The sequence below is a fragment of the Martelella sp. NC20 genome, assembly GCF_013459645.1.
Classification (GTDB): Bacteria; Pseudomonadota; Alphaproteobacteria; order Rhizobiales; family Rhizobiaceae; genus Martelella.
This window is the reverse complement of record NZ_CP054861.1, coordinates 2,167,100-2,192,745: the sequence shown is the minus strand read 5'-3', so window position 1 is coordinate 2,192,745 and position 25,646 is coordinate 2,167,100. Positions and strand designations below refer to the sequence as shown.

Genomic DNA, 25,646 nt, shown 5'->3' with positions numbered 1-25,646 from the left:
TCAAAGGGCGTTGATCGGTAGTTTCAGCATCGGCCGGCCGTCGCTATCCTTCGGTATTTCGCCCGCGCGCATGTTGACCTGCAGCGAGGGCAGGATCAGCCTGGGCATGGAAAGCGTTGCATCACGCGTCTCCCGCATCTTCACGAATTCATCCTCGCTGACGCCGTCTTTGAGATGGATGTTGTGCTGGCGCTCCGAGCCGACCGTGGTTTCCCAGGCGATGTCGCGGCCGTTCGGCCCGTAATCATGGCAGATGAACAGCCGGGTTTCCTCGGGCAGTCGCAGCACCCGCTTACTGGAACGGTAGAGCACGCGCGCATCGCCGCCGGGGAAATCGGCCCGCGCCGAACCACCATCCGGCATGAACAGCGTATCGCCGACGAAAGCGGCATCGCCGATCACATGGGTCATGCAGGCCGGCGTATGGCCGGGCGTGTGCATGACATGGGCCGTCATCGTCCCGATCCGATAGCTGTCGCCATCTGCAAACAGCCGGTCGAACTGGGAGCCGTCGCGCTGGAATTCGGTTCCCTCGTTGAAAACCTTGCCGAACGTATCCTGCACGATGATGATGTTCTCGCCGATGCCGAGCTTGCCGCCGAGTTGCTGCTGGATATAGGGCGCGCCGGACAGATGGTCGGCGTGAACATGGGTCTCGATGATCCACTCCAGACGCCAGCCATTGTCGCGGATCGTCCCGATCAGCCGGTCTGCGCTTTCATAGGTGATACGGCCGGCCGCATGATCGAAATCCATGACGCTGTCGATGACCGCGCAGGCGTCGGAAGCCGGGTCCTTCACAATATAGGAAATCGTGTTGGTGGCCTTGTCGAAAAAGCCGAGAACCTCCGGTTTCAGACCGGGTTCGGGTTCGAAGGGCAAGGGCGGTATCATGAACGTGTCTCCTCGAAAAAACGACGCGTGATTTCAAGTTGATGATTGATGGGCCCAGACGCAAGAGGCAAATCTGTCGGCAGGCTGCGACATGAGCGCCCGGTCAGGCGCGCCGGCAACGGCGGGGCCGCCTTGAAACACGCGGGACCTTACTGAAACCTGTTCGAAATCCATCGGCACTGATAGGGCGCGAAGGAGATCTTGCTGCCGCCGGCGGTGATCTCATCGCCGGTGATCAGATCCACCCAGTTCTCGCCGCCGATGAGATTGAGCGACATGGGGGGGATCTCCAGCGCCTCGTCGGTGACGTTGTTGATCGCGAACACGCTTTGCGAACGGTCGACGCTCTGGCGCCAGAAGCCGAACAGTTTCTCTCCGAGATGCAGCGTGAACTGCGTCGCATTCGGATGGAAGGCCGGCTGCTGGGTGCGGATGCCGATCAGTCGGCACATCGCGTTGAAGACCTTGGCATGCTGCGTGGTCTCGTCGGCCAGCGCCTCCTGCAGTTTTTCGTAATTCCAGCGGTGGCGGTTGATGGCGCGGTTATGGCCGGATTTCTCGACGCCTTCATGATCGTTGCCGGTGGCCAGCAGCGAGTGGATGTAGAACGCCGGGATACCCTCCAGCGCCATGGCGATGGTCTGGCTGCAGAGGAAGCGGGCGATATTGTGCTCGTCCTCACCCCTGACCGTGCCCTTCAGCGCGTCGAACAGCGACACATTCATCTCATAGGGCCGCATCGTGCCGTCGGAGAGCTGGCGCATCGACACGCGCCCGCCGAACTGCTGGATGGTGTCCACCATGGAGGTAATCGCCTCTTCCGAGAGCAGGCTTTCGGCGGGGCGCAGGCCGATGCCATCATGGGAGGCGGTGAAATTGAAATAGGCGCAGCCCATCTGCGCCGGCGGCATCGCCATCTGCCAGGCGTTCAGAAACTGCGAGGTGCCGTTCAAAAGCGCATGCAGGATCAATGGCGGCGCCGAAAAGTTGTAGATCATATGTGCTTCGTTGCGATTGCCGAAATAGCTGAGGTTCTCGACATTCGGCACGTTGGTCTCGGTGATCAGGACAACGCTTTCCTCGCTGAAATCGGCAAGGACGCGCATCAGCCGGATGATCTCGTGGGTCTCAGGCAGATGGATGCACGAGGTGCCGACCTCCTTCCACATGAAGGCGCAGGCATCCAGCCTGATCGTGCGCACGCCGCGATTGATGTGGAACCGCATGATGCGCAGAAATTCGAGCAGCACTTCCGGGTTGGAGAAGTCGAAATCGACCTGATCGTGGCTGAACGTGCACCAGACATGCTTTTCGCCGTCGGCGGTCTCGACCTTGCGCAACAATGGATGAGCGCGCGGACGCACGACATCGGAGAGGTCGTCATCCGGCGAGGCGGTAAAGAAGAAATTCTTGTAGGGCTCATGGCCCATGCGGAATTCGTTGAACCAGTTGCTCTGGCTGGAGCAGTGGTTCAGCACCAGATCCGACATCAGGCGGAATTCGCGGCTGATGCGCTCGATATCCTCCCAGCCGCCCAGCCCGCTGTCCACCACCCGGTAGTCGGTGATCGCGAAGCCGTCATCGGAGGTATAGGGGAAATAGGGCAGGATATGCACGCCCTTGATCACGCCCTTGAGGTTTTCGGTCAGGAAATCCTGCAGCAGGGAAAGCGGCTTGTGCTCGCCGTCGATGATCGAGTTGCCGTAGGTGATGACATAGGTATTGTCCGCGCTCCACATATTGTTGCCGGCGGTGCGACCCCGTTTGCGCGGCACAACGCCGTCACTCCAGAAAGCCTCGAGGACCTGCCGCGTCAGCGCGCGGGAATCATGGTCGGGATAGATGTCTTCTAGATGGAGCCTGATGCTTTCCCGCAACCGGCGGGTGATAACCATGGGCTTTTGCGAAGTCTCTGAAATTGTCGTCATGCTTACCTGCTTTCCCCTGATGACAAGGTTAGCACGTCGCATTCGATTGGCAATTGTGAATTGCACTGCAACATAGGGATCGGCATTTGCTGCACCGCCGCATCACCGACAATCAAGCTGTCGATCCGCGGCCATGACCCGATTTGCTCCGCATTACTGTTATATTCGGCCACCCTGTGGAGATCGCCGACGCGTTTACGTTCTCGCGCCTGCATGTAACCATGTCGAAACCGGGAATTACAGGCGCCTCGGTCGAAAAATCAGGCAATGAAAATCCGCAGTTGACGACGTTCGAAATCGCACATAAAGCAACCCTCGATAGAAATCACAAAAATGCCCAGGCCCAACTAGATTTTTCTCAACAAAACGATACATTAGAAGACGGAAATGCAACATATATAGAGCAAAATAAGTCACTAAATTAGATTTTAATTAAAAATAAAATATGGGTCAATAACATGGGTAATACTGGCGTCGTTATCCGCCTTAATACGTCGAGCGAAGCGGATGCAAAGCTTCTCGGCGCAGCCGAACTCCTGTCCGCCCTCGCCTTCGATCACCGGTTGCTTATTGCCAGGGCGCTTCAATCCGGTTCCAGAACGCTGATCGAACTCAGCCACGCGACCGGCCTCGCTTTCAAACCGCTGATCTCCTCGATCGCAAAGCTGCTCCAGTCCGGTCTGGTTATCATGCGGCGGCAGAACAATGAAACGGTCTATGAACTCGGCAATCCCCGGCTTGGAGAGGTTGTCCGCCTCGCAGACCGCTTCGTCGAGCGAGATCCGTGCTGACGGCGCGCTCGGTCAATTCCGGCGCGCTGCTTTTACGTGTTAAAATTCTTGGAAATTCCACTTTTTGCCGCTGGACTTGAAAAAACAAGATGCTATAAACGCGCTCACTTAAGGGCGCTTGCCGCCCTGTCCTCGCCCTCCCGGGCGATGGCCCAGATAGCTCAGTTGGTAGAGCAGCGGATTGAAAATCCGCGTGTCCGTGGTTCGAATCCGCGTCTGGGCACCACTTTTTCATCAGTATAATGGTCTTTCCGTTAGCTAGATGGTGGTTTTGTCCCACCGCGTAGGACAGCGTTGGTTCAACGCGGCTCGCGTGATTTGCGGGGAATCGATGAGGGTTGCTCAGACAAGCTTTTGGGATTTGGATGAGCGCCAAGCGCGGCTGAGTGCCGTCGGCCCCCCTTGAAGAAGCTCAACAGCGTTATTCCTTGGTCTGTGTTCGAGAAGCCGCTGGCAAAGGCGCTTAACGTCCGGATGGCTCGAAGGGCGAGCGTCCGCCATTTCCAGCGGTGCTGATGCTCAAGATCCTGATAGTGTATCCATCTTCGACACCCCTCCCGTCATCTGCGACGTGAAGGAAGCAGAATGCCAACCCTCAATGAAGGGCGACTTTCACTGCGGGGTGACGGATCATATTTTGGGGTACGGTTTGAATTTGGCAGGGCATAAAATAAACTTGCCCGTAAACCCTGCAGGGTGGCGCCGGCATTGAGGGCATCTCGTTCCATTTGCGAAACCCACCGGACCTGGTCGGACGACGCGAAGGCCCATGGCTTTTCGACCATCGTAGTCACGCTGCTCCCGTCGAGCACATGGATGATCGCCTCGCCGACCATCCAGCGTCGTTGCATGATCTCCACGACACAGACGATCGTGGCGTGCCTGGCCTTTCTGCAGCCGGCATCAGCATAACCATCTATTTACGCTTCCCCGCTAACGTGTTTGCGTTCAAGCGCGCGGATTGGACGCGCATAGGCGCGGTTGCTGTTCGCCGCCGATGCGTCCGTTACGGATCGGCGCATCGTGAACAGGTCATGTTCCGGGCGGAGATGGTGTATGTCGCGTTCCCTGCTTGCCTCGGCTCTCAGCCTCAATGGGGGCTATGTCGATACGATGGGCTTCGTTGCCCTGCACGGGCTTTTCACCGCCCATGTCACCGGCAACTTCGTGACGCTGGGCGCTGCCATCGCGACGGGCACTGGCGGGCTCCTGGCAAAGGCGCTTGCCTTGCCGGTGTTCTGCGTTTCGGTAATGGCGGCGCGCTATTTCGCGCACTGGCTTGGAAAGCATGACCACCGGGTCGTTCCGGTGCTTCTGATCCTTCAGTTCACCCTGTTCCTGGCGGCTGCCATACTGGCATTCCTGCTGTCCCTGGCAGCAAGCAGTCCCGGCGAAATCATCATCGGTATGACCCTTGTCGTCGCGATGGCGATACAGAACGCCGTGCATCGGGTGCATCTTCCCGATCTTCCGCCGTCCACGCTGATGACGGGCACGACGACGCAGATCATGCTGGACCTTGCCGACCTGATTTTCGAACGCACGGCGGACAGGAAGCCGCTGAAACGCCGGCTGAAGCGGCTGGTGCCCGCGCTTTTCCTGTTCGCGCTCGGCTGCGCGCTCGCAGCCCTCGCATACCGCCTGTTCGGCCGGTTCTGCTTCCTTGCGCCGCCGGTCATCATCATGCTGGCGTTCTACGCATACTGGCTGGAGGACAAGGCCGAGAAACCGGCGACCTGACTGAGCCTGCGGATACCGGGCCGCGGCGGCGAATGGCCTGGTTGAAATCGGGAACGAAGGCCGGACGGGCGCAAACAAAAAAAACCGCCGGGCGCGCTGCACCCGGCGGTTTTTCTATTCGTGAGGCAAGAAAAGCCTACTGGTCGTCGCGGTTTTTCAGAGCCGCACCGAGAATATCGCCAAGCGAGGCGCCCGAGTCGGACGAACCGAACTGTGCCACGGCTTCCTTCTCCTCGGCGATTTCCAGCGCCTTGATGGAGAGCATGACCTTGCGGTCGCGCTTGGAGAAGTTGGTGACGCGGGCATCGAAGACCTGGCCGGCCGAAAAACGCTCGGGGCGCTGATCGTCACGGTCACGGGCGAGGTCCGCACGGCGGATGAAGGCGGTGATGTCGTCATGGTTGACGAGCTTCACTTCAACGCCGCCGTCATTGGTGCCGATGACTTCGCAGGAAACCACCGCACCCTTGCGCAGATCGCCGGAAGCGGCAGCTTCCGTCAGCGAGTCCTTGCCGAGCTGCTTGATACCGAGCGAGATACGCTCCTTTTCGATATCAACATCGAGAACCACAGCCTTGACGATATCGCCCTTGTTGTATTCCTCGATGACCTGCTCGCCCGGACGGTTCCAGTCGAGATCGGACAGGTGAACCATGCCGTCGACATCGCCTTCGAGACCGATGAACAGGCCGAATTCGGTCTTGTTCTTGATCTCGCCTTCAACTTCCGTGCCGGACGGATTGGAGAAGGAGAAGGCTTCCCACGGATTTTCAAGCGTCTGCTTGAGGCCGAGAGAAATACGACGCTTGGCCGGATCGACTTCGAGAACGACGACATCGACGTCCTGCGTGGTCGACAGGATCTTGCCGGGGTGTACGTTCTTCTTGGTCCAGGACATTTCCGAGATATGGATCAGGCCTTCGATGCCCGGCTCCAGCTCGACGAACGCGCCGTAATCGGTGATGTTCGTGACGGTACCAGAAATCTTCTTGCCTTCCGGATACTTGGCCGAAATGCCATCCCACGGGTCAGCTTCAAGCTGCTTCATGCCCAGCGAAATACGATGGGTTTCCTGGTTGATGCGGATGATCTGGACCTTGACGTTCTGGCCGATGGTCAGAAGCTCGGTCGGGTGGTTGACGCGACGCCATGCCATGTCGGTGACGTGCAGCAGGCCGTCGATGCCGCCGAGATCCACGAACGCGCCGTAATCGGTGATGTTCTTGACGACACCCTCGACAACCTGGCCCTCTTCGAGGTTCTGAACGATTTCCGAACGCTGTTCCGCACGGCTTTCTTCCAGAACGGTCCGGCGCGAAACGACGATGTTGCCGCGGCGCTTGTCCATCTTCAGGATTTCGAACGGCTGCGGCGTGTGCATCAGCGGCGACACGTCACGGATCGGACGGATATCGACCTGCGAACGCGGCAGGAAGGCAATCGCGCCGTCGAGGTCGACCGTGAAGCCGCCCTTGACCTGGTTGAAGATCAGGCCTTCAACGCGCTCACCGGCCTCGAACTTGGCTTCGAGCTTGATCCACGATTCCTCGCGGCGTGCCTTTTCGCGCGACAGAACGGCTTCGCCCAGCGCGTTTTCGATACGCTCGACATAGACTTCGACTTCATCGCCCGGCTTCAGTTCGCCGTCCTTGCCCTTGGCGCCGAATTCCTTCAGCGGCACGCGGCCTTCGACCTTAAGACCGACATCGATGATGGCCATGTCTTTTTCGATAGCCGTAACGATGCCCTTGGCAACATAGCCTTCGGCCAGATCATTGTTGGCGCCGAAGGATTCTTCGAGCATTGCGGCGAAATCGTCGCGCGTGGGGGTTTGTGCAGTCATTAAAACTCCTGGATCGTGCCGCTTCCGGTTCGGGAAGCCGGGCACGCATGCGCCGGTGGCTGGTGTTGATATCAGACTGCCAAAGCACCCCTCTTTCCCTTTCGGCAAAGAGCATTCCGGCGCGCGGATGCTTTGAAAACCTTTTAATATGCGGGATACCCCGCCCATTTCAGTTAATCCGGTCAAGCTGCGCGTCGATAATCGCGCGCGCGGCCTGAAACGCGGCCTCTATACCCATTTTGGACGTATCAAGCAAGTGCGCATCGTCAGCCGGTTTCAGCGGACTGTCCTTGCGGCCCATATCGCGCGCGTCGCGGCGCTTCACATCCTCGAAAATCTCGGCAAAATCGGCAGTCCCGCCTGAGGCGACGATCTCGTCATAGCGGCGCCTTGCCCGCAATTCGGCATCGGCGGCGACATAGAGCTTTACCGTCGCGTCCGGACAGACCACCGTGCCGATATCGCGTCCGTCCAGCACCGCGCCGCTGCCGGCCTCGGCGAACCGACGCTGGGCGGCCACGAGAGCCACGCGCACGGCAGGCATTGCAGCGATCTTCGAGGCCGCCTCGCCGATCGCGTGGGCGGAAAGCACCGCGCGGTCGAGCCCGCCAAGATCGATCCCGCCCGCCATTTCCGCGGCGATCGCCTCGTCGTCAAGCGGCTTGCCGGCATCGAGCAGGGCCTTGGCGGCGGCGCGATAGGTAAGGCCGGTATCGAGATGCGGCAGGCCGTAATGAGCGGCGAGCTTTCGTGCCAGCGTCCCCTTGCCGGCCGCAGCCGGCCCGTCGATTGCAATCACCAATGCCATGAAATCGCCCCGCAAAAACTTGAGAGCGTCATAAGACAAAGGCAAAGGATTGGCAAATCCGCAACAGCCGGTCGAGGGGTCGGCGCTTTCGATTCCACGATACGCGGCTCCGCTCCAGCCGGGCCGGTACGCAGCAAAAAGCCCGGCCGTTGCCAGCCGGGTGCAGGTTGTCGCCTCTGTCAGCCGCCCCCAAACGTGTCATGCTCGGACTTGACCCGAGCATCCATCCTGCTCAAGTCCTTGAGGAGGAAGACTCTTTAGCAAGCGAACATCGTGTGGCCCTGGATCCTCGGGTCAAGCCCGAGGATGACGCGGAGTGTGGGGACAGGTCTGTCAACAAACTGAGCCCGGCCGTTGCCAGCCGGGCTCTTTAACAAATACGAGAAAGCGTCGATCGCCTATTCCGCGGGGCTGTCGGCCATGACAGGGCCTTCCTGCTTGTTCCCGGCCCCGTCATCTGCGGCTTCGGCCTTGGGGGTGCGGCGGCGGCGTGCCGGTTTCTTCGGGCCATCACCCTCCCCGGCCGGTTCCGGTGCGACAGCGCTGTCGTCGCTGGTCGTCTCGGCGGCAGCGCGCTTGGTGCGGCGCGGGCGGGCGGGCGTTGCCGAGCGGCGGCGCGATTTTTCGACCGGCTGGCCATTGGCGTCCTCAGCCAGCACTTCGGCGGGCGTACCCTCTATCACCGGCTGCGGTCCATCGGCATCGACGGCCTGTTCGGGGCGGCGATTGCTGCGCCGGTCATTGCGGTCCCGGTCATTGCGATCGTTGCGATCGTTACGGTCGTTGCGATCGATGCGGTCATTGCTGTCGTCACGATCGTCGGCCTGGTTGCCGTTGGCCTGCGGGCCATTGTCGTCATTGTCGTCGTTTTCGGAGCGGTCGTCGCGCTGGAAGCGATCCTGCATCTGCACCTGGGCGGCGGAGATGATGCGGTTATAGTGCTCGGCATGCTGAAGATAGTTTTCGGCCATGACGCGATCGCCGGAACTATGGGCATCGCGCGCAAGCGCCATGTATTTTTCCGCAACATGCTGGGCGGTACCGCGGACCTTCACATCCGGACCGGTACTGTCATAGGTCCGGGTCAGCGGGTTGGCGCCCTTGCGGTTGAAATTGTTGTTATTATTATTGCCGCCGCGCCCGCGTCCGCGCTTATTCTGCTGTCCTGGCCTCATGAAAACTTCACCTGAATTTCTGTTTATGGTCGAGCTACGCCCTCTGCCGAGCGGGTGTCATAAACACACGGCGACACAGTCCATCCGGCAGGGCATCTCAGCACTGCCATTCGTGGAATTTAAGGACCTGAATCACGCAAAAGAAGGTAAGTCACAATGAAACAACACCGGACGAAAAACCAAGACCGCGACCAAGCGACGAATCGCTGTTTCCTTTGGTCGCCGTTTTTGCGTGGTTGCAACCTAGCCCGCTTGTGGAGAAATTCCAAGCCCTTTCTTTGGCTGTTTTCAAAAAAAACCGACGCACCGGTCGGAAAATCGCAATCCTCGCGCATTCGGAACGCCGCGCAGTTTCAAAGCTTTAGATCGGCGCTGCGCCGGCGCCGCGAAAACCCTCTGTGATCGTCTGCGACATCACCCGGACCTGACGAATATCAAGACGCGGTCGTTATTCCCGAGGTCCTTTTCTGCAACCAAGAGTTTGAACCCGGCCGCGACAAACACCGCGGTAACCGCCGCCTTCTGTTCGGCTCCGATTTCGAGCGCCACAATCCCGCCTTCGGCGAGATGATCCTCGGCGCCGGCGGCGATCGCCCGATAGGCATCCAGACCGCTTTCACCGCCATCGAGGGCTGCTCGCGGGTCGAAATCGCGCACTTCCGGCTGAAGCGCTGCAATCTCATCCGAGACGATATAAGGCGGATTTGACACGATCATGTCAAAACGCCCGGTAATTGCGTCGAACCAGGAGCCTTGTCGAAGGCGCAGCCGATCGGCAACGCCGTTTATCAAGGCATTCCCGCGCGCCGTTTCAAGAGCCCCTTCGGAAATATCCGTCGCCACGCCCTCGGCTTCGCGACATTGGCTGAGCAGCGTGATCGCGATCGCCCCGGTTCCGGTGCCGAGATCGACGAAGCTTGCCCGACCGGCCTCGGTGATCCGGCGTTTCAGAAACGGCAGGCACTGCTCGACCAGAATTTCCGTGTCCGGCCGGGGCTCCAGCGTGTCCGGCGACAGCAGGAAATCGAGGCCGTAGAATTCGCGCGCGCCGAGGATCCGATAGACCGGCTCACGGTTCTTGCGCCGGGCGACGGCCTCGGCCACCGCCGCCATCTCTTCGTCGTCGATGACGCGCGCGCCTTCAGTCACCATCTCGGTCAGCGACAGGCCGAGCACGCCGCTGACAAGGTGGCGGGCATCGTCCTGCGGGGTTTCGAGCCCGGCCGCCGCGAAGGCTTCGACGGTCTGGCGATAGAGTTCGGCAAGCGTCACCTCAGTGCGCCTCGCCGCCGAGGAGCGCAAGCTGTCCGGCCTGATAATCGGATACCAGCGCATCCACGACCTCATCGAGATCGCCGGCAATCACGGCATCGAGCTTGTAGAGTGTCAGGTTGATGCGGTGGTCGGTAACGCGCCCCTGCGGGAAATTGTAGGTGCGGATCCGCTCCGAACGGTCGCCGGAACCGACCTGGCTCTTGCGGTCGGCGGACCGCTCGCTGTCCTTCCGCTGGCGCTCCATGTCATAAAGCCTGGCGCGCAGCACCTGCATCGCCTTTGCCCGGTTCTGGTGCTGGGATTTTTCCGAGCTCGTGACCACGATCCCTGTCGGGATGTGGGTGATGCGCACCGCCGAGTCCGTGGTGTTGACGTGCTGGCCGCCCGCGCCCGACGCGCGCATCGTGTCGATGCGGATATCGTCCTGGCGCACCTCGATATCGATATCCTCGGCCTCGGGCAGCACGGCAACGGTAGCGGCGGAGGTATGGATGCGCCCGCCGGCCTCGGTCTCGGGCACGCGCTGGACGCGGTGGACGCCGGATTCGAACTTCAGCCGCGAAAACACGCCCTTGCCGGTGACCGAGGCGATGATTTCCTTGTAGCCGCCGGCATCGCCCTCGCTTGCGGAAAGCACCTCCACCTTCCAGCCATGGGCGCTGGCATAGCGCTCATACATGCGGAACAGGTCGCCGGCGAAAAGGGCGGCCTCCGATCCGCCGGTGCCCGCGCGGATTTCGAGCACCGCGCTCTTTTCATCGGCGGCGTCGCGCGGCAGCAGCAGCAGCTGGATTTCGCCCGACAGCGTCTCGATCCGCTCCTCGAGGTCGGGCATTTCCATTTCCGCGAGTTCGCGCATCTCGCGATCGGTCGCCTTGTCGGCGAGCAGGGCCTCAAGATCACCAAGTTCGCTCTCAGTGGCCTGATAGGCGCGGATCTTGGCCACCACCGGCTCGAGCTCGGCATATTCGGAGGCGAGCTTCACATAGGTTTCCGCGTCGGGTCCTGAGGACATCCGCGCCTCGACCTCGGAAAACCGCCGCTCCAGTTCGCGCATCTTGTCTTTGGGTAGCCTTGCCACGCCGGGATCACTCCGCTGGTTATGGACGTTTTCTTATGGAGCGCTCTCGCGCCGATCACTTATAATGGAATGCCGCTTATAGCGGAATATTGTGGTCGTTCGCAAAGCGTTCAAGCAATGCCCGCACAGGAGTCCCATTGGCGGGATCGTCAAGCGCGGTATTGATTTCCGCGCTGACGGCGCCGATATCGAGCCCGAGCAGCATCGCCTTCACCGGCCCGATCGCCGTCGGCGACATCGACACGGCGCGGTAGCCGATCGCAAACAGCGCCAGCGCGGAAATCGGCTTGCTGGCATATTCGCCGCACAGCGTCACGGGCACATTGTTGCGCTCGCCCGCGCGCACGATATCGCGCAGCATCCTCAGAAACGGCTTGCTGATCGTGTCGTAGCGGTCGGAAACGCGGGCATTGCCGCGGTCGATCGCCATGAAGAACTGATAGAGGTCGTTGGACCCGACCGAGATGAAATCGACCTCGGCCATCAGTTCGTCGATCTCGTAAAGCAGCGCCGGCACTTCCAGCATGGCGCCGAGCTCGATCTTTTTCGGTACCTGATGGCCGAATTTGACGAGATGCTGGACTTCCTTGGCCATCAGCGCCCGCGTCTCGCGCAGTTCGCCGACCTCGGAGACCATCGGCACCATGACCCTCAGGGTCTCGCCCGCCGTCGCCTTCATCAGCGCGCGCATCTGCATGCGCAGAAGATAGGGCCGGTCGAGCGCAAGCCGGATCGCGCGCCAGCCCATGGCCGGGTTTTCCTCTTCCTGGGCGCGGAAGAAGGAGACCATCTTGTCGGAGCCGATATCGAGCGTGCGGAATGTCACCGCGCGGTCGCCGGCATGATCGAGTACCTGGCGGTAGAACCTTTCCTGCTCGGCGGCCTTCGGCATGCGCGAGGCGATCATGAACTGCAATTCGGTGCGAAACAGCCCGATGCCCTCCGCGCCGCTGTCGTCGAGCTGCGGCAGGTCCACCAGCAGCCCGGCATTCATCATCAGCTTGAACCGCACCCCATCGGCCGAGACCGGCTCGACCGCGCGCAGCGCGCGGAACTGTTCCTGGCGCTTGGCGCGAAGGCGGACCTTTTCCTCATACGCCATGATCACCGCATCGAGCGGGCGGACATGGACCTCGCCATCATCGCCATCGACGATGATGGCGTCGCCGTTTTCGACCTGGGCGGCAACGCCGACGGCCTGGCCGATCACCGGGATACCCATGGCGCGCGCGACGATGATCACGTGGCTGGTCGCGGCCCCATCCTCCAGCACCAGGCCGCGCAGTTTTTCGCGCGGATAGTCCAGAAGTTCGGCAGCGCCCATGACCCGCGCCACGACGATCGCGTCATCGGGAAAGTCCTCGCCGTCGCGGTCGATACTGCCGCCGGTCAATTGCCTGAGCAGCCGGTTGGCAAGGTCGTCGAGATCGTGCATCCGGTCGCGCATGAACGGATCGGTCAGGCGGATCATCCGCGCCTTGGTGTCGCTCTGCACCTTCTCGACCGCGCCCTCGGCCGTCAGCCCCAGCGTGATCGCCTCTTCCAGACGGCGAACCCAGCCGCGGTCATGGGCAAACATGCGGTAGGTTTCCAGCACCTCGCGATGCTCGCCCTCCGAGGGCACGTCGTTTCGCTGCAACAGCTCGTCGATCGAGAAGCGCAATTTTTCGACAGCCGCGCGCAGCCGCGCGATCTCGGCATCGCTGTCCTCGTTGACGAGATTGCTGATGACGATGCGCGGCTCGTGCAGCACGGCGTGGCCAAGCGCGATGCCCTCGCCATAGGCATCGCCCGAAAGCGACACCGAACGGGTGAGGTCCAGCTCCATGCCGGGACGCGTGATCTTCTTCAGATCACCCGAGGCGATCAGCTCGGCAAGCAGCATCGCCGCCGTCTGCAGCGCCTCGACCTCTTCCTCGCTATAGGCATGCTCGTCGGTGTTCTGGACCACCAGAACGCCGAGCGTGCGGCCGGCGCGCAGGATCGGCACGCCCATGAACGAATGATAGATTTCCTCGCCGGTCTCCGGGAGATAGCGGAAGGCGGGGTGCGACTGGGCGTCGGAAAGGTTCAGCGGCCGGGCAGAAGCCGCGATCGTGCCGACGAGGCCCTGTCCCATGCGAAGGCTTGCAAGGTGGACCGCATCGCGCCTCAGGCCCTGCGTGGCGTAGAGTTCGAGCACGCTGTCGGCGCGCAGCACATAGACCGAGCAGACCGCCGCCACCATGTTGTCGGCGATCTGGCCGACGATGCGGTCGAGGCGATCCTGCGGCTCCAATGGTTCCGCCATCAGTTCCCTCAGCCGCTTAAGGAGAATGCGCGGGCTCGATGCTTGGTGGTTCATCGCAGTTCTGTCCCCGGTGGAGGAAGCGCGGTGCGTTTCCATGGGCGTCCGGGACTCACCGGACGCCTCTTTAGGGTCTATTTATCGAGACCGTAGCAGGAATGCAAAGTCCTGACCGCGAGTTCCGCATAAGCGCCGTCGATCAGGATCGAAATCTTGATCTCGGAGGTGGTGATCGCCTTGATGTTGATGCCCTTCTGCGACAGCGCCTTGAAGGCGGACGCGGCAACGCCGGAATGCGAGCGCATGCCGATACCGATGACCGAGATCTTGGCCAGTTCCGTCTCGCTCTGGATCACGTCATAGCCGATCTCGGATTGCTTGGCGGCAAGCGCCGCCTTGGCCTTCTCGACGTCCGATGCCGGCACGGTGAAGGTCATGTCGGTATGGGTGCCCGCTTCCGAGATGTTCTGCACGATCATATCGACATTGACATGGGCCTCGGCCAGCGGGCCGAAGATGGCGGCGGCGACGCCCGGGCGGTCTTCCACGCGGCGCAGCGAAATCTGCGCCTCATCCTTGGCATACGCGATGCCGGTTACGACTTCCTGTTCCAAAATCTCATCCTCGTCGCAAATCAGGGTGCCGGGCGGATTGTCGAAATCGCCCATGCCCGGCGCATCCGGCGCCTCGAAGCTGGAACGCACGAATGTGCGCACCTTGTGAACCATCGCAAGCTCAACCGAGCGAACCTGCAGAACCTTGGCCCCGAGCGACGCCATTTCCAGCATCTCCTCGAACGCCACCTTCTTCAAGCGCTTCGCCTTCGGCTCGACGCGCGGATCGGTGGTGTAGACGCCGTCGACATCGGTGTAGATGTCGCAGCGGTCGGCATGAACGGCGGCGGCGATGGCAACGGCAGAGGTATCCGAGCCGCCGCGACCGAGGGTCGCGACCCGATTGTCCGGGCCGATGCCCTGGAAGCCGGCGCAGACGGCGACCTGACCCTCGCCCATGCGCTTGATGATGTCCGAGCCGTCGATCTCGGCGATCCGGGCGGCGCCATGGGTGCCGTCGGTCCTGATCGGTATCTGCCAGCCCTGCCAGGAGCGGGCGTTGACGCCCATCGACTGCAACACGATCGAAAGCAGGCCGGACGTCACCTGCTCGCCGGAGGAAACGACGACGTCATATTCGCGGGCATCGTGCATCGGCGAGGCCTCGCGCGTCCACTCGACCAGTTCGTTGGTTTTGCCGGCCATGGCCGAAACCACGACGGCGACCTCGTGGCCGGCATCGACTTCCCGTTTCACATGGCGCGCCACATTGCGAATGCGCTCGATATTGGCGACAGACGTGCCGCCGAATTTCATGACGATGCGGGCCATTGAAGACTTTCCAAACTCAAAATTCCAAAGCGCTCGAAACCGAACGCCTTATCCATACAGCCTTTCGCCCAGGCCTCGCTCGTGACAGCGAGATGACGACGCAAGCCGGGAAAACTGCGGTTTCTTAGCGAAATCGCCGCCTTCGCGCAATGGCGCTTTCGCCACGAATGGGACGCCGGTCGCGCCGCCACCGCTATTTTTGCGAAAGCCGGGTCGGCATGATCACCGGACCGCCATCGGCTTTGCCGAAATAGGCCTCGATGCCATAGACCCGGCGCAGGTTTTCCGCCGTCAGCACCGCCGCGGGCGGTCCGTCTGCAACAACGACGCCGCCATCCATCATGATCAGCCGCGTGCACCAGCGCGCGGCAAGGCCGAGATCATGCAGCGACACGACCACCGAACGGCCCTCGCGCAGGAGCGAGGCGAACACCTCCATCAGCCCGATCTGGTGGGCGGGATCGAGACCGGCGACCGGCTCGTCGGCAATCAGCAGCGGGGTCGTCTGGGCAAGCGCGCGGGCGATCAGAACGCGGGCGCGCTCGCCGCCGGAAAGCGTATCGGCTGTGCGATCGGCAAGGCCTTCGACGCCCATGCGCGCCATCGCCGCGGCGATGATCTGGCCGCCGGCATAATCGCCGAAGCAACTGCTTTCCCTCCAGGGCTTGCGGCCGAGCGCCACCACTTCGCGCACCTTCACCGGCCAGGCGATCTCATGATCCTGCGGCAGGAAGGCGACCTTGCGGGCGCGTTCGGTCGCGCTCAGCCGTTCCAGCGGACTGTCCTGAAGAAAGACCGCGCCGGAGGCAGTCGTCACCCCGGTCAAGGCCTTCAGAAGCGTCGTCTTGCCAGCACCGTTGGGGCCGATCAGGCCGACGAACTCGCCGCCCTGAACCTCAAGATCGACGCTGTCGACAAGGGTGCGGCCGCCTCTCCTGACAGTGAGGTTTTCGGCGCTGAGCAACATCAGACAAGCTCCCTGCGTGTCTTGTAGATCAGCCACAGGAAGAACGGCGCGCCGATCAGCGCCGTCACCACGCCGATCTTCAGGTCGCGCTCCGGCGCCACCAGCCGCACCGCGACATCGGCCGCAAGCAACACCGCCGCCCCGCCCAGCGCACTCGCCGGCAACAGCCGCGAGGGCACCGATCCGACGAGCGGCCTCAGAATATGCGGCACCACCAGGCCGACGAAGCCGATCGCGCCCGAGACAGAAGTTGCCGCGCCCACGCTTGCCGCAACGCCCCAGATCACCATCCGCTCGGTGCGCTTGGGCGACATGCCGAGACTGGCCGCCGCCTCGTGGCCAAGCGTCAGCATATCGAGCGCCCTGCCGCACCGGAACAACAGCACCCAGCCGGCCAGCATGAACGGCGCCGACAGCCACACCTGCAGCATGGAGCGATCGGCAAGCGAGCCGAGCATCCAGAACATGATCTCCATCGCGGCAAAGGGATTGGGCGAGAGATTGAGCGCAAGCGAGGTCATGGCGCCGGCAAAGCTGGTGACGGCAACGCCGGCGAGAATGATCGTCAGGCTGCGCGCCCCGCCGCCGGCCAGAAACCGCACCAGCAGGACCGACGCGAAGGCAAAGGCGAGCGCCAGTAGCGGCAGCGCCAGCGAGAACACCGCCGATAATCCGGTATAGAGCGCGATGACCGCCCCGAGCGAGGCCGAAGCGGAGACGCCAAGGAGGCCGGGCTCGGCCAGCGGATTGCGCAGATAGCCCTGCAACACCGCCCCTGAAAGCCCGAGCGTGGCCCCGATCATCAGGCCGAGAATGGCGCGCGGCAGCCGGATCTCCTGCATGATCAGCCCGACGGATGCCGCGTCGCGGCCGAACAGGCCGGCAATGCTCCGGCCGAAGCCTATGCCGGCCGGCCCGACCAAGAGGGAGGCGGTAAAAAGCACGAGAACGAGAATGCCGAGGGCGATCATCAGTCGCCAATAGCACTGGCGTTCATTCATCCGCTCCGCCTCCGCCAAGCGCTTCGGCCAGCAGCGCAATCCCCGCGACATTGAAAGGTCCGCCGCAGATCGAATAGCGGCTCGGCAGATTGACATAGTCGCTGTGCCCGGTGGCGGCCACGAACGCGGGATGCGTAAAACCCGCTTGCGCGAGTGCCGGGGCGTCATAATCGACATCGCCGCCGACGATCACATCCGGCGCGGCCATGATCAGCCGTTCCAGCGGCAACCGGCCGAGCGTATCGACGCCGGCCTCCGACGCGATGTTGACGAGGCCGAGCCGGGCAAGCATGTCGCCGGCAAGACTGTCTTTGCCTGAAGTGTAGCCATTGGCGTAATAGAGCGCGGCCGTGCGCTTGCCGGGCGGCGTTTCGGCAAGCGCCGCAAGGCCGGCATCCATCCCGGCGATCAGTTCGTCCGCAGCCGGCTTTCTGTCGAGAAGCACGCCGAGGCGTTCCAGATTGTGACGGACATCATCGAGGGAGGCGGCGGGCTGGAACTCCGACACCGCGATCCCGAGGCGCTTCAAAAGATCGACCGTCGCCCTTGTCGAATAGCTGCCGGCAAGCACCAGATCGGGTCTCATCAGGAAAACCTGTTCGGCGAGCCCGTCATTCAGCCGGTAGCCGGCCGCCTCTTCCGCCATCATCGACACGGCGGGATCGGCCGCAAGCATCGAGACCGATATCAATTGCCCCTCGCCGGCGACCAGCATCGCCATCTGATCAGTGCACAGATTGATCGACACCACCCGTTGCGGCGCGGCGGAGGCGGTAGCGGAGAGAAGAACAAAGAACCCGGCGCATGCTGCGAAGCCACTGAGAGCATTCCGTTTGGCGTGCGCCGGGCATGACATCTAGAAGGTCCTTCGGTAGGCAAGCGTCACGGTTGTGCCGGGACCGACATAGCCGTTGATCGTCTGATAGTCCTCGTCAAAAAGATTTTCGACCGCGAATTTGACATTTGACAAGTCATCCACCGCATAATTCGCGGAAATATCAACCAGCGTATAGGCGCCGAGCCGCGGATTGTAACTGGACGCATTGGTCCAGCGGCTGCCGACATATTCGATATCGGCATTGAGATTGAGCCGTTCGGTCGCCTGCCAGCTTGCCGCCGCCGTCAGCTTCAGCCGGTTCTGGTCGGCGATATACTCGTCATCGGTCTCGTTTTTCGGCAGGCGATATTCGAAGCCGAAGTCGAGGCCGAGGCGGTCATCGAGCAGGGCCTGCGAATAGGTGGCGCGCACGCCGCTGACCTTGGCCTTCTCGATATTCTCCATGGTTCCGATATAGGTGACCGGGTCGGAGACGAAGACGATCATGTCGTCGATATAATTCTCGTAGTAGACGACGTCGACCACGCTTCCAACGCCGGAATCCCAGTTCAGGCCCACCTCCCAGTTCTTGGAGGTCTCCGGATCGAGATAGGGATTTCCGACATAGGAGCCGTCGAACGCCCAATAGAGGTCGTTGAAGGTCGGGGCGTTGAAGCCCGTGGAAAACGAGGCGCGCGCCGTCAGCCCTTCGACCAGTTCGTAGCCGAGGCCGACATTGTAGGTCAGCGCGCCGCCGAACTGCTCGTCGGCATCGTAGCGCAGCCCGGCATTGACCGTCAGGGCGGAAAGTTCGAGGCTGTACTGGCCGTAGAATGCGCCGACATTGCGCGCCGTCTCGGTGTAGTCGACGGAGGAATCCACCGTCTCGCGATAGGCATCGAAGCCGAGCGTGAAGATGTTCAGCGCCTCGCCCGCCAGGACTTCCTTGGTGGTCGAGCCGGAAACACCATAGCGATTGGTGTCGTAATGGGTATCGGCGTCCGGATAGTCGTCGCGGAAATTCTTCTGGTAGTCGAAGGCGGAATAGATTTCGAACACCGACGACCAGTCGTCCGCGTGATCGAACTCCGCGCCGAGCTTGAAGGCGGCATTGGTCTGGATCGACTCATTCGCGCCATAGACCATGTCGCCGGTCATCCAGTCGGCATAGGGCGCGCTGTCGAATTGCGGATTGGAGCGGGCGTAGAAGCCCTCCGAATAAAGCCGGCCCCAGGTGAAGTCCTTGCCGATCGAATAGTTGAAGCCGCCCTGCAGGAAGCCGTCGCGGCCCGGTTCGTGGACAGAGTTGGAAGGCGTGGTGAAATCATAGCCTTCTGTGCCGATGATCGACAGGCCGACGTTGAAATCGACCCCCGAACCGGTGACGCCGCGGGTCGACAGCGTGCCGAAACCGCCCCAGGGCCAGGTCACGCCGGTTTCCACGCTGGAGCAGATCGCCGCGCCGTTTTCGCAGAGACTGCCATCCTTGGTGATGATGTTGACGACGCCGCCGATCGCATCCGCGCCCCACTGGGCCGAATGCGCGCCTTCGACGATTTCGACGCGCGCCACGCTTGCAAGCGGAATATTGGCGATGGCGGTCGCCCCGCCGGTGGCGGATGCGACCCGCATGCCGTCGACCAGCACCAGCGTCTGTCCGGTATTCGTGCCGCGCAAGGTAATCCCGGCATTCGCGCCCATGCCGCCATTGGTGGTGACATTGACGCCCGGATAGCGCCTCAGAAGCGAAGGAAGATCAACGGCGGCGGAGCGCTCGATATCCTCTTCGGTGACCACCGTAACCGTTGACGTGGACTGCACGATCGTGGTCGGACGCCGCAGCGGCGTGGTCACATAGATGGGTTCCAGAATCGTTGTAACGTCCCCCACGACATCCTGCGCTATCCCTTGTCCAGCGGAAGCAAGCACCGCGGCGGCGACGCCGGCGGCAATGAAATCTCTCATATCAAATCCCCATTCGGGCCGGCCGCAGCCGGCGTAAAGCACCGTGGGGAAGGAATGGGAAAGTGGAAATTCACCTGACCATCCATCCACGGCAACATCGTTTTCGAATGTCACCGCGACGGACGACCGCGCCTGAACAAGAACCCCGTGTTCAAGCAAGGGTGACCGGATCGGGCAGGTCTCCTGGCTTCCGCGTCAACGCCTGAACTTCCGTCTTCCCGGGCTTTCGCCCAGTGACGTCATGGAAGCGGCTCAACGGTTACAGTTGCGGGGGCAGCCGCGGTTTTGAACCGCGTTCCCTTTTCATCCGTTCTTGCGAACGGAACCTGATCCGCAACCTTCTTAGCGAGGTCGGTTTTCCGGTGTCAATGGAATTGGCAGTGTTTGAACAGAGCTTCGCAGGCCGGGTGGCAATCAGGCCACAGCCCGGCCGAGATAGACGACGCGGCTATCGCCGTCGCTCAGCACCTCGAACCCGCAGGCCTGCCAGAACGCGGCGCCGCCGGCATCGCTCCATCCCGCCCCGACGTGGACGTGAGCGGCGCCGAGATCGGTGAGTTCACGCAACGCCGCGCCAAGCAGCCGGCGTCCGAGCCCATGGCCGCGGGCGCGCTCCAGCAAATTCATGTGCAGATGCGCCGGATAGCGCTCGACAACCGCGCGCGGCGGGATTTCGGGATGATGGAACAAATAGGCGCGCAGTTCATCCCGCGACCATTCCGCCCGTTTTGCCGTGTCCGGCTCGTGGTGGCGCTGGCGCAGCGCAGGCCACCATTGCGCCTCCAGCGCCCGGGCAAAGGCCTCGGTATCGGCGGTTCCCACGACATAGCCGCAAACGCCCTCGTCATCCTCCGCCACGAAACAGAAGCCGCCATCGACCACGAGATAGGGCGCGGAATAGATGTGGCCGACCATATGCCGATCGTCGTAAAGCGCGCTCGCGTCCCGGCCGTTGTCGGCGGTCGCAAGCGCGATGGCGTAAAGCGCGTCCAGATCCTCGTTTCTGCCTCTGCGGATATTCATTCAGACCATCACCGGCTGATCGACCATATCCTCGGAACCGAAGAATTTGAGATAGCGCTCGACTTCCGCCGGATCGCCGGTCGCCTTTTGCGGATTGTCGGAAAGTTTCACCGCCGGGCGGCCATTGGCGTCGGAGACCTTGCACACGATCGAGATCGGCTTCAACGCGCCGAGGCGATGCGGCGCGCATCCGATGAAGTCGTTGGTAAGGTTGGTGCCCCAGCCGAAGCTCATGCGCACCCTGCCCTCGAAATGCTTGTAGGTTTCGATAATGGCATCGACATCGAGCCCGTCGGAGAAGATCAGGATCTTCTCGCGCGGATCGCGGCCCATCTTCTTCCACCAGGCGATGATCTTCTCGCCGCCCTCGATCGGCGGCGCGCTGTCGGGGCGGAATCCGGTCCAGTCGGCGACCCATTCCGGCGCGTTGCGCAGGAAGGCGGCGGTGCCATAGGCATCCGGCAGCGCGATCAGCAGGTTGCCGCCATAGAGCTTGTTCCAGTCCTGCATCACCTTGTAGGGGGCCTGCGCCAGCGCCTCGTCGGTTTCGGCAAGGGCGGCGGCGACCATCGGCAGTTCATGGGCATTGGTGCCGACCGCCTCGAGATCGGTATCCATGGCGAGCAGCACGTTGGAGGTGCCGGTGAAGGCTGGTCCGATGCCCTCCTTCAACGCCTCGACGCACCAGCGCTGCCACAGGAAGGAGTGCCGCCGCCGGGTGCCGAAATCGGATATCCTGAGACCTTCGAGGGCGGCCAGCCGCTCCACCTTCGACCACATCTTGGCCTTGGCGCGGGCATAGGTCACGTCCAGGGTGAACAGGCCGATATCCTTCATCGCCGCCCGCGAACGCAGTTCGTTGATGATGCACAGCGCCGGTATCTCCCACATCGTGGTTTCCATCCAGCGGCCGTGGAACGTCAGGTGATACTGTCCGTCATGCCGCGTCAGTTCGTATTCAGGCAGGCGGAAATTGGCGAGCCAGGTCAGGAATTCGGGCTCGAATATCTGCGAGCGCCCGTAAAAGCTGTTGCCGGCGAGCCAGATGGTCTCTTTCTTCGTGAGCCTGATCTCCCGCGCATGGTCGAGCTGGGCGCGCAGCTCGGCCTCGTCGATCTCGTCGGCAAGGCGTACGGAGGCGGTCCGGTTGATCAGCGAGAATGTGGCATTGACGTCCGGATAGAGCTTCCAGATCATCTGCAGCATCAGCAATTTGTAGAAATCGGTGTCCAGAAGGCTGCGGATGATCGGGTCGAGCTTCCAGCTGTGATCATAGACCCGTGTGGCAATATCGGTCTTCGCCATCGCCTCCCGCTCCTTCAGGCGTCATTCGCGTGAAGGACGGCCATGCGCCCCTCAGGGCAGATGACTTAGCCGTAATATACGATAAAATCCAGAGCGCACCGCGGTTTTGCTCAAAACGAGTTTATCCGACCGCGCCTATTGTGCCGCCGGAGCGACTTGTTCGGCGTCCTCGGTGACGGTTTCGACATCCGGGCTGGCGCCCTTCGGCGCAAAGAGTTCCAGAACCGCCCAGACCGCGAAGGCAAGCACGAGACCGCCCGCGAGTACATAGATCAAGCCACGGCCTTTTTCCGATTGCCGCGCCTCGTTCGGAGAGAGTTCGGGGCTCCCGTGCTCGGTTCCGCCGGTCCGGTTGGTTTTGTTCGGGTCAATCATTGATCATTCCACCGACGGCGTGTCAAACTGCCATTCCGCGCCGCCCCATATCAGGACGACCCCCGCCATGATCGCGATCAGGATCATGATCACCGTCTGTCCGCGGTTCAGATGCGGGTTTTCGCTCTTCGGGATACCGCCATCGTCCTCGGATTTCTGCGGGTAATTTTCCTCACCCGGATATTTCACGGGGCGGACTTCCTTGGGATCGAAATGCGTTGCCATATCTTCCTCCTTGCCCGCCTGTGCGAGTTCAGTCGAAGTAAGAACGCCGACGCCTGGCAGATTGTTCCGTCTATCAATATCCCCGGTCGCGGCCGACGACATGCTGGAGAGGCTCGCCCGCCTCGAACCGCGCGATCTGCCGTTCGACATGGGCAAACAGGGCCGCGACATCGCTGTCGGCCGCCACATGCGGGGTGATCACGACGTTCTCTCGATCCCAGAGCGGGCTGTCGGCGGCAAGCGGCTCGGTCTCGAAGACGTCGAGGGAAGCGCCGCCGAGAATGCCGCGATCGAGCGCCGCGACGATATCGGCCTTGACCTGCGAGCCGCCGCGACCGGCATTGATCAGCACCGGCGCACCCAGCGGACCGCTGCGTTTGAGCTTTTCAAAAAGTGCGAAATTGAAAATGCCGGCGGTCTCCGCCGTCAGCGGCAGCAGACCGACAAGGATATCGGTCTTTGCCAGAAACGCATTGCGCCGGCCGGCATCGAAAGTCTCGAGGCCGTCGATTTCCTTGACGCCGCGCGACCAGCCGATAACGGCAAAGCCCATCGCCTTCAGCTTTGCAGCGGCATCAAGGCCGAGTTCGCCGAGCCCCATGATGCCGACCGTGACCTCGCCGGCTTCCGGTTGCGCCAGCGGCTCCCAGCGCCGGGCCTGCTGGCTTGCGCGATAGGAGGCAACCTGTCGCAGATGGTAAAGGCATTGCAGCACGACATATTCGCTCATCCGCCGGGTGAGCGAGGGATCGACGAAACGCACCAGCGGCACATCCGGCAGGCCTTCGAGCGCCAGAACCCTGTCGACGCCCGCCCCGCCGGAAAACAGCACATCGAGGTTTTGCGCGCGGCGGAACAGGTCGTCGTCAGGCTTCCACAGGACCGCGTAACGGCAATCGGACAGGTCGCGCCCGGCATTTTCCGCATCCCCCAGATCAATGACCTCGCGACCGGCGAAATGGCGTTGCAGCGCCGCAACCACCGCAGCGCGGTCGGAGAATTTGAGATCGATCAGCAGCGGGGATTTCAACATGACAGGCTTCCGGTGAGTCTTGCGAACCGACAGACACCATGTTTCCGGCGTCGGGGGCAACAGGAAAGGTGCAATGTGTGAATGGAGTGAGCAGCAAGCCTTTCGCCACTTCGCCGCTCGCGCTCAACCTCGCCAACGGTGTCATGCTCGTGCTCGACACGAGCATCCAGGCCATGCGGAGAACGTTTCATGGATCTCCGTGTCAAGCACGGGGATGACACGGAGAGGCCGGTGGCAAGACGGCCTGCGAAGCGCATTTCGTCCTCTCCGGGAAAGCGGGTTTCCGCCAAAAAATTTACCGTTTGATAAATATTTATTTTCGCGGTAGCATTTCGCCAACAACCAAAAATTGGGGAATATTTGCGATGCGAGATTTGAATCCTGCCCTTCAGGGCCGGCGGTTGGCGACCGATGCCTATCACCGCAATTTTTCCGACCTGCATCCCCCGCTCGACCGGCACGAGGCGGCGGTGGAGGCGGATCGCTGTTATTTCTGTTATGACGCGCCCTGCATGACGGCCTGTCCCACCGCGATCGATATCCCGCTGTTCATCCGCCAGATATCGACCGACAATCCGCTGGGCGCGGCGAAGACGATCCTCGACCAGAACATTTTCGGCGGCATGTGCGCCCGCGTCTGTCCCACCGAGACGCTGTGCGAGGAAGCCTGCGTGCGCAACACGGCGGAGGAGAAGCCGGTCGAGATCGGCCTGCTGCAGCGCTATGCAACCGACATCGCGATGGCCGAAAACAAGCAGTTCTACACCCGTGCCCATGAGACCGGGAAGCGCGTCGCCGTCGTCGGCGCGGGTCCGGCGGGCCTTGCCTGCGCCCATCGCCTCGCCATGGCCGGCCACGACGTGATCGTGCTCGAGGCGAAGGAAAAGGCCGGCGGGCTCAATGAATATGGTCTGGCCGCCTACAAGACCGTCGACGATTTCGCCCAGAAGGAAATCGCCTATCTGCTGGAGATCGGCGGCATCGAAATCCGCGGCGGCCAGATGCTCGGCCGCGACTTCACCCTCGACGAGTTGCGCCGCGACTATGACGCCGTGTTCCTCGGCATCGGCCTTGGCGGCGTCAATGAACTGGGCGTTGCCGGCGAGGACCTGACGGGTTGCGAAAACGCCGTCGATTTCATCGAGGCGATCCGCCAGGCCGACGACCTCGCCGAAATCACCGTCGGCAGCCATGTCGTGGTGCTCGGCGGCGGCATGACCGCGATCGACGCCGCCGTGCAGGCAAAGCTCCTCGGCGCGGACGAAGTGACGCTCTGTTACCGGCGCGGGCCGGAGGCCATGGGCGCCTCGAAATTCGAGCAGGAGCTGGCCGCCTCGCGCGGCGTGTTCATCCGCCACTATCTGGCGCCGAAGGAGATCCTCGGTGAGGACGGCAAGGTCGCCGGCGTGCTGTTCGAGCATACGCACGTGAAAGACGGGAAGCTCATCGCCACCGGCGAGACCGGGGTGATCGCCGCCGACCACGTGCTGAAGGCGATCGGCCAGACGTTTGTCGCCGACCACCTGGACGCGCTGAAGATCGTAGCCGGCCGGATCGCCATCGATGCCGGGGGCCGCACCTCTCTCCCCGATGTCTGGGCCGGCGGCGACTGCGTGAAGAAGGGCGAGGACCTGACGGTCACCTCGGTCGCGCAGGGCCGCGACGCCGCGATTTCCATCAATCATGTTCTGGCAGGCGAGATGCCGCTTGCAAGCGCCGTGGCGTGAG

The 25,646-nt window shown here is 62.0% G+C and carries 22 protein-coding genes, 1 tRNA gene and 1 riboswitch; of the genes, 5 read left to right on the top strand and 18 right to left on the bottom strand.

The features are described from left to right. Together HQ843_RS10490 and HQ843_RS10485 are read right to left on the bottom strand one after the other, a co-directional pair. Window positions 1-894, bottom strand: coding sequence for an MBL fold metallo-hydrolase (locus HQ843_RS10490; RefSeq protein WP_180898359.1), 894 nt, complete (start codon window positions 892-894; stop codon window positions 1-3). Window positions 895-1,043: 149 nt separating this feature from the next. Further along, on the bottom strand, window positions 1,044-2,822 hold the full coding sequence (locus HQ843_RS10485; protein WP_210275228.1) for a sugar phosphorylase: 1,779 nt from the start codon (window positions 2,820-2,822) through the stop codon (window positions 1,044-1,046). Window positions 2,823-2,998: 176 nt separating this feature from the next. On the opposite strand from HQ843_RS10485, the gene HQ843_RS10480 reads away from it, so the two are divergent. The 4 genes from HQ843_RS10480 to HQ843_RS10465 all read left to right on the top strand — a co-directional run bounded on the left by HQ843_RS10480 (window position 2,999) and on the right by HQ843_RS10465 (window position 5,353). Next, window positions 2,999-3,247 carry a hypothetical protein gene (locus HQ843_RS10480; protein WP_180898360.1) on the top strand — a complete coding sequence of 83 codons (249 nt, stop codon included), beginning with the start codon at window positions 2,999-3,001 and terminating at the stop codon, window positions 3,245-3,247. A 33-nt stretch (window positions 3,248-3,280) separates the two neighbouring features. After that, on the top strand, window positions 3,281-3,613 hold the full coding sequence (locus HQ843_RS10475) for an ArsR/SmtB family transcription factor (protein WP_180898361.1): 333 nt from the start codon (window positions 3,281-3,283) through the stop codon (window positions 3,611-3,613). Window positions 3,614-3,763: 150 nt separating this feature from the next. Further along, window positions 3,764-3,839 (top strand) — tRNA-Phe (locus tag HQ843_RS10470). 830 nt (window positions 3,840-4,669) lie between these two features. After that, window positions 4,670-5,353 carry a YoaK family protein gene (locus tag HQ843_RS10465; protein WP_180898362.1) on the top strand — a complete coding sequence of 228 codons (684 nt, stop codon included), beginning with the start codon at window positions 4,670-4,672 and terminating at the stop codon, window positions 5,351-5,353. Window positions 5,354-5,489: 136 nt separating this feature from the next. Here HQ843_RS10465 and rpsA read toward each other — a convergent pair whose 3' ends face one another. The 16 genes from rpsA to HQ843_RS10385 form a co-directional block, all read right to left on the bottom strand. Further along, entirely contained in the window at window positions 5,490-7,196 is a 1,707-nt protein-coding gene (rpsA, locus tag HQ843_RS10460) for a 30S ribosomal protein S1 (RefSeq protein WP_180898363.1), read from the bottom strand. A 169-nt stretch (window positions 7,197-7,365) separates the two neighbouring features. Beyond that, window positions 7,366-8,004, bottom strand: a complete 639-nt coding sequence (gene cmk / locus HQ843_RS10455; RefSeq protein ID WP_180898364.1) for a (d)CMP kinase — start codon at window positions 8,002-8,004, stop codon at window positions 7,366-7,368. 398 nt (window positions 8,005-8,402) lie between these two features. Further along, window positions 8,403-9,179, bottom strand: coding sequence for a DUF4167 domain-containing protein (locus HQ843_RS10450; RefSeq protein WP_180898365.1), 777 nt, complete (start codon window positions 9,177-9,179; stop codon window positions 8,403-8,405). Window positions 9,180-9,593: 414 nt separating this feature from the next. Then, entirely contained in the window at window positions 9,594-10,451 is an 858-nt protein-coding gene (gene prmC / locus HQ843_RS10445; protein ID WP_246710337.1) for a peptide chain release factor N(5)-glutamine methyltransferase, read from the bottom strand. Between the two features lies 1 nt (window position 10,452). Next, window positions 10,453-11,535: a peptide chain release factor 1 gene (prfA, locus tag HQ843_RS10440; protein ID WP_180898367.1), complete on the bottom strand. Its 1,083-nt coding sequence runs from the start codon at window positions 11,533-11,535 to the stop codon at window positions 10,453-10,455. A gap of 76 nt (window positions 11,536-11,611) precedes the next feature. Then, the gene (ptsP, locus tag HQ843_RS10435; RefSeq protein WP_180898368.1) at window positions 11,612-13,879 is read right to left on the bottom strand and encodes a phosphoenolpyruvate--protein phosphotransferase; all 2,268 of its coding nucleotides are present in this window, start codon (window positions 13,877-13,879) and stop codon (window positions 11,612-11,614) included. Window positions 13,880-13,956: 77 nt separating this feature from the next. After that, complete coding sequence (locus tag HQ843_RS10430; RefSeq protein WP_180898369.1) at window positions 13,957-15,207, bottom strand: aspartate kinase; 1,251 nt, start codon at window positions 15,205-15,207, stop codon at window positions 13,957-13,959. A 193-nt stretch (window positions 15,208-15,400) separates the two neighbouring features. Then, window positions 15,401-16,177 (bottom strand): ABC transporter ATP-binding protein, encoded by a 777-nt coding sequence (locus HQ843_RS10425; RefSeq protein ID WP_180902247.1) that lies wholly within the window; start codon window positions 16,175-16,177, stop codon window positions 15,401-15,403. Then, on the bottom strand, window positions 16,174-17,175 hold the full coding sequence (locus tag HQ843_RS10420; RefSeq protein WP_180898370.1) for a FecCD family ABC transporter permease: 1,002 nt from the start codon (window positions 17,173-17,175) through the stop codon (window positions 16,174-16,176). The genes HQ843_RS10425 and HQ843_RS10420 overlap by 4 nt, the downstream gene beginning before the upstream one ends. Beyond that, complete coding sequence (locus tag HQ843_RS10415) at window positions 17,168-17,923, bottom strand: ABC transporter substrate-binding protein (protein ID WP_180898371.1); 756 nt, start codon at window positions 17,921-17,923, stop codon at window positions 17,168-17,170. The genes HQ843_RS10420 and HQ843_RS10415 overlap by 8 nt, the downstream gene beginning before the upstream one ends. Before the next feature lie 108 nt (window positions 17,924-18,031). Next, window positions 18,032-19,957, bottom strand: a complete 1,926-nt coding sequence (locus tag HQ843_RS10410) for a TonB-dependent receptor domain-containing protein (protein WP_180898372.1) — start codon at window positions 19,955-19,957, stop codon at window positions 18,032-18,034. A gap of 156 nt (window positions 19,958-20,113) precedes the next feature. Continuing rightward, window positions 20,114-20,302: riboswitch (cobalamin riboswitch) on the bottom strand. A 69-nt stretch (window positions 20,303-20,371) separates the two neighbouring features. Continuing rightward, window positions 20,372-20,980 carry a GNAT family N-acetyltransferase gene (locus tag HQ843_RS10405; RefSeq protein WP_180898373.1) on the bottom strand — a complete coding sequence of 203 codons (609 nt, stop codon included), beginning with the start codon at window positions 20,978-20,980 and terminating at the stop codon, window positions 20,372-20,374. Beyond that, window positions 20,981-22,285, bottom strand: a complete 1,305-nt coding sequence (pncB, locus tag HQ843_RS10400; RefSeq protein ID WP_180898374.1) for a nicotinate phosphoribosyltransferase — start codon at window positions 22,283-22,285, stop codon at window positions 20,981-20,983. It lies immediately after the preceding gene. Between the two features lie 135 nt (window positions 22,286-22,420). Further along, complete coding sequence (locus HQ843_RS10395) at window positions 22,421-22,660, bottom strand: hypothetical protein (protein WP_180898375.1); 240 nt, start codon at window positions 22,658-22,660, stop codon at window positions 22,421-22,423. Window positions 22,661-22,663: 3 nt separating this feature from the next. Next, a complete protein-coding gene (locus HQ843_RS10390; protein ID WP_180898376.1) occupies window positions 22,664-22,885 on the bottom strand; it encodes a hypothetical protein in 222 nt (73 codons plus the stop codon). Between the two features lie 73 nt (window positions 22,886-22,958). Continuing rightward, on the bottom strand, window positions 22,959-23,918 hold the full coding sequence (locus tag HQ843_RS10385; protein WP_180898377.1) for a 2-hydroxyacid dehydrogenase: 960 nt from the start codon (window positions 23,916-23,918) through the stop codon (window positions 22,959-22,961). A 365-nt stretch (window positions 23,919-24,283) separates the two neighbouring features. Here HQ843_RS10385 and HQ843_RS10380 point away from each other — a divergent pair, with 365 nt between their 5' ends. Beyond that, window positions 24,284-25,645: an NAD(P)-dependent oxidoreductase gene (locus HQ843_RS10380; protein WP_180898378.1), complete on the top strand. Its 1,362-nt coding sequence runs from the start codon at window positions 24,284-24,286 to the stop codon at window positions 25,643-25,645. Window position 25,646: the final 1 nt, after the last annotated feature.

Bases quoted from the DNA above. Each gene is read 5' to 3' on its own strand.
- HQ843_RS10380 (WP_180898378.1), top strand. From the start codon at position 24,284: ATGCGAGATTTGAATCCTGCCCTTCAGGGCCGGCGGTTGGCGACCGAT.
- HQ843_RS10405 (WP_180898373.1), bottom strand. From the start codon at position 20,980: ATGAATATCCGCAGAGGCAGAAACGAGGATCTGGACGCGCTTTACGCC.
- rpsA (WP_180898363.1), bottom strand. From the start codon at position 7,196: ATGACTGCACAAACCCCCACGCGCGACGATTTCGCCGCAATGCTCGAA.
- HQ843_RS10385 (WP_180898377.1), bottom strand. From the start codon at position 23,918: ATGTTGAAATCCCCGCTGCTGATCGATCTCAAATTCTCCGACCGCGCT.
- cmk (WP_180898364.1), bottom strand. From the start codon at position 8,004: ATGGCATTGGTGATTGCAATCGACGGGCCGGCTGCGGCCGGCAAGGGG.
- ptsP (WP_180898368.1), bottom strand. From the start codon at position 13,879: ATGAACCACCAAGCATCGAGCCCGCGCATTCTCCTTAAGCGGCTGAGG.
- HQ843_RS10490 (WP_180898359.1), bottom strand. From the start codon at position 894: ATGATACCGCCCTTGCCCTTCGAACCCGAACCCGGTCTGAAACCGGAG.
- HQ843_RS10430 (WP_180898369.1), bottom strand. From the start codon at position 15,207: ATGGCCCGCATCGTCATGAAATTCGGCGGCACGTCTGTCGCCAATATC.
- pncB (WP_180898374.1), bottom strand. From the start codon at position 22,285: ATGGCGAAGACCGATATTGCCACACGGGTCTATGATCACAGCTGGAAG.
- HQ843_RS10390 (WP_180898376.1), bottom strand. From the start codon at position 22,885: ATGGCAACGCATTTCGATCCCAAGGAAGTCCGCCCCGTGAAATATCCG.
- HQ843_RS10420 (WP_180898370.1), bottom strand. From the start codon at position 17,175: ATGAATGAACGCCAGTGCTATTGGCGACTGATGATCGCCCTCGGCATT.
- HQ843_RS10410 (WP_180898372.1), bottom strand. From the start codon at position 19,957: ATGAGAGATTTCATTGCCGCCGGCGTCGCCGCCGCGGTGCTTGCTTCC.
- HQ843_RS10450 (WP_180898365.1), bottom strand. From the start codon at position 9,179: ATGAGGCCAGGACAGCAGAATAAGCGCGGACGCGGGCGCGGCGGCAAT.
- HQ843_RS10395 (WP_180898375.1), bottom strand. From the start codon at position 22,660: ATGATTGACCCGAACAAAACCAACCGGACCGGCGGAACCGAGCACGGG.
- HQ843_RS10465 (WP_180898362.1), top strand. From the start codon at position 4,670: ATGTCGCGTTCCCTGCTTGCCTCGGCTCTCAGCCTCAATGGGGGCTAT.
- HQ843_RS10475 (WP_180898361.1), top strand. From the start codon at position 3,281: ATGGGTAATACTGGCGTCGTTATCCGCCTTAATACGTCGAGCGAAGCG.
- HQ843_RS10485 (WP_210275228.1), bottom strand. From the start codon at position 2,822: ATGACGACAATTTCAGAGACTTCGCAAAAGCCCATGGTTATCACCCGC.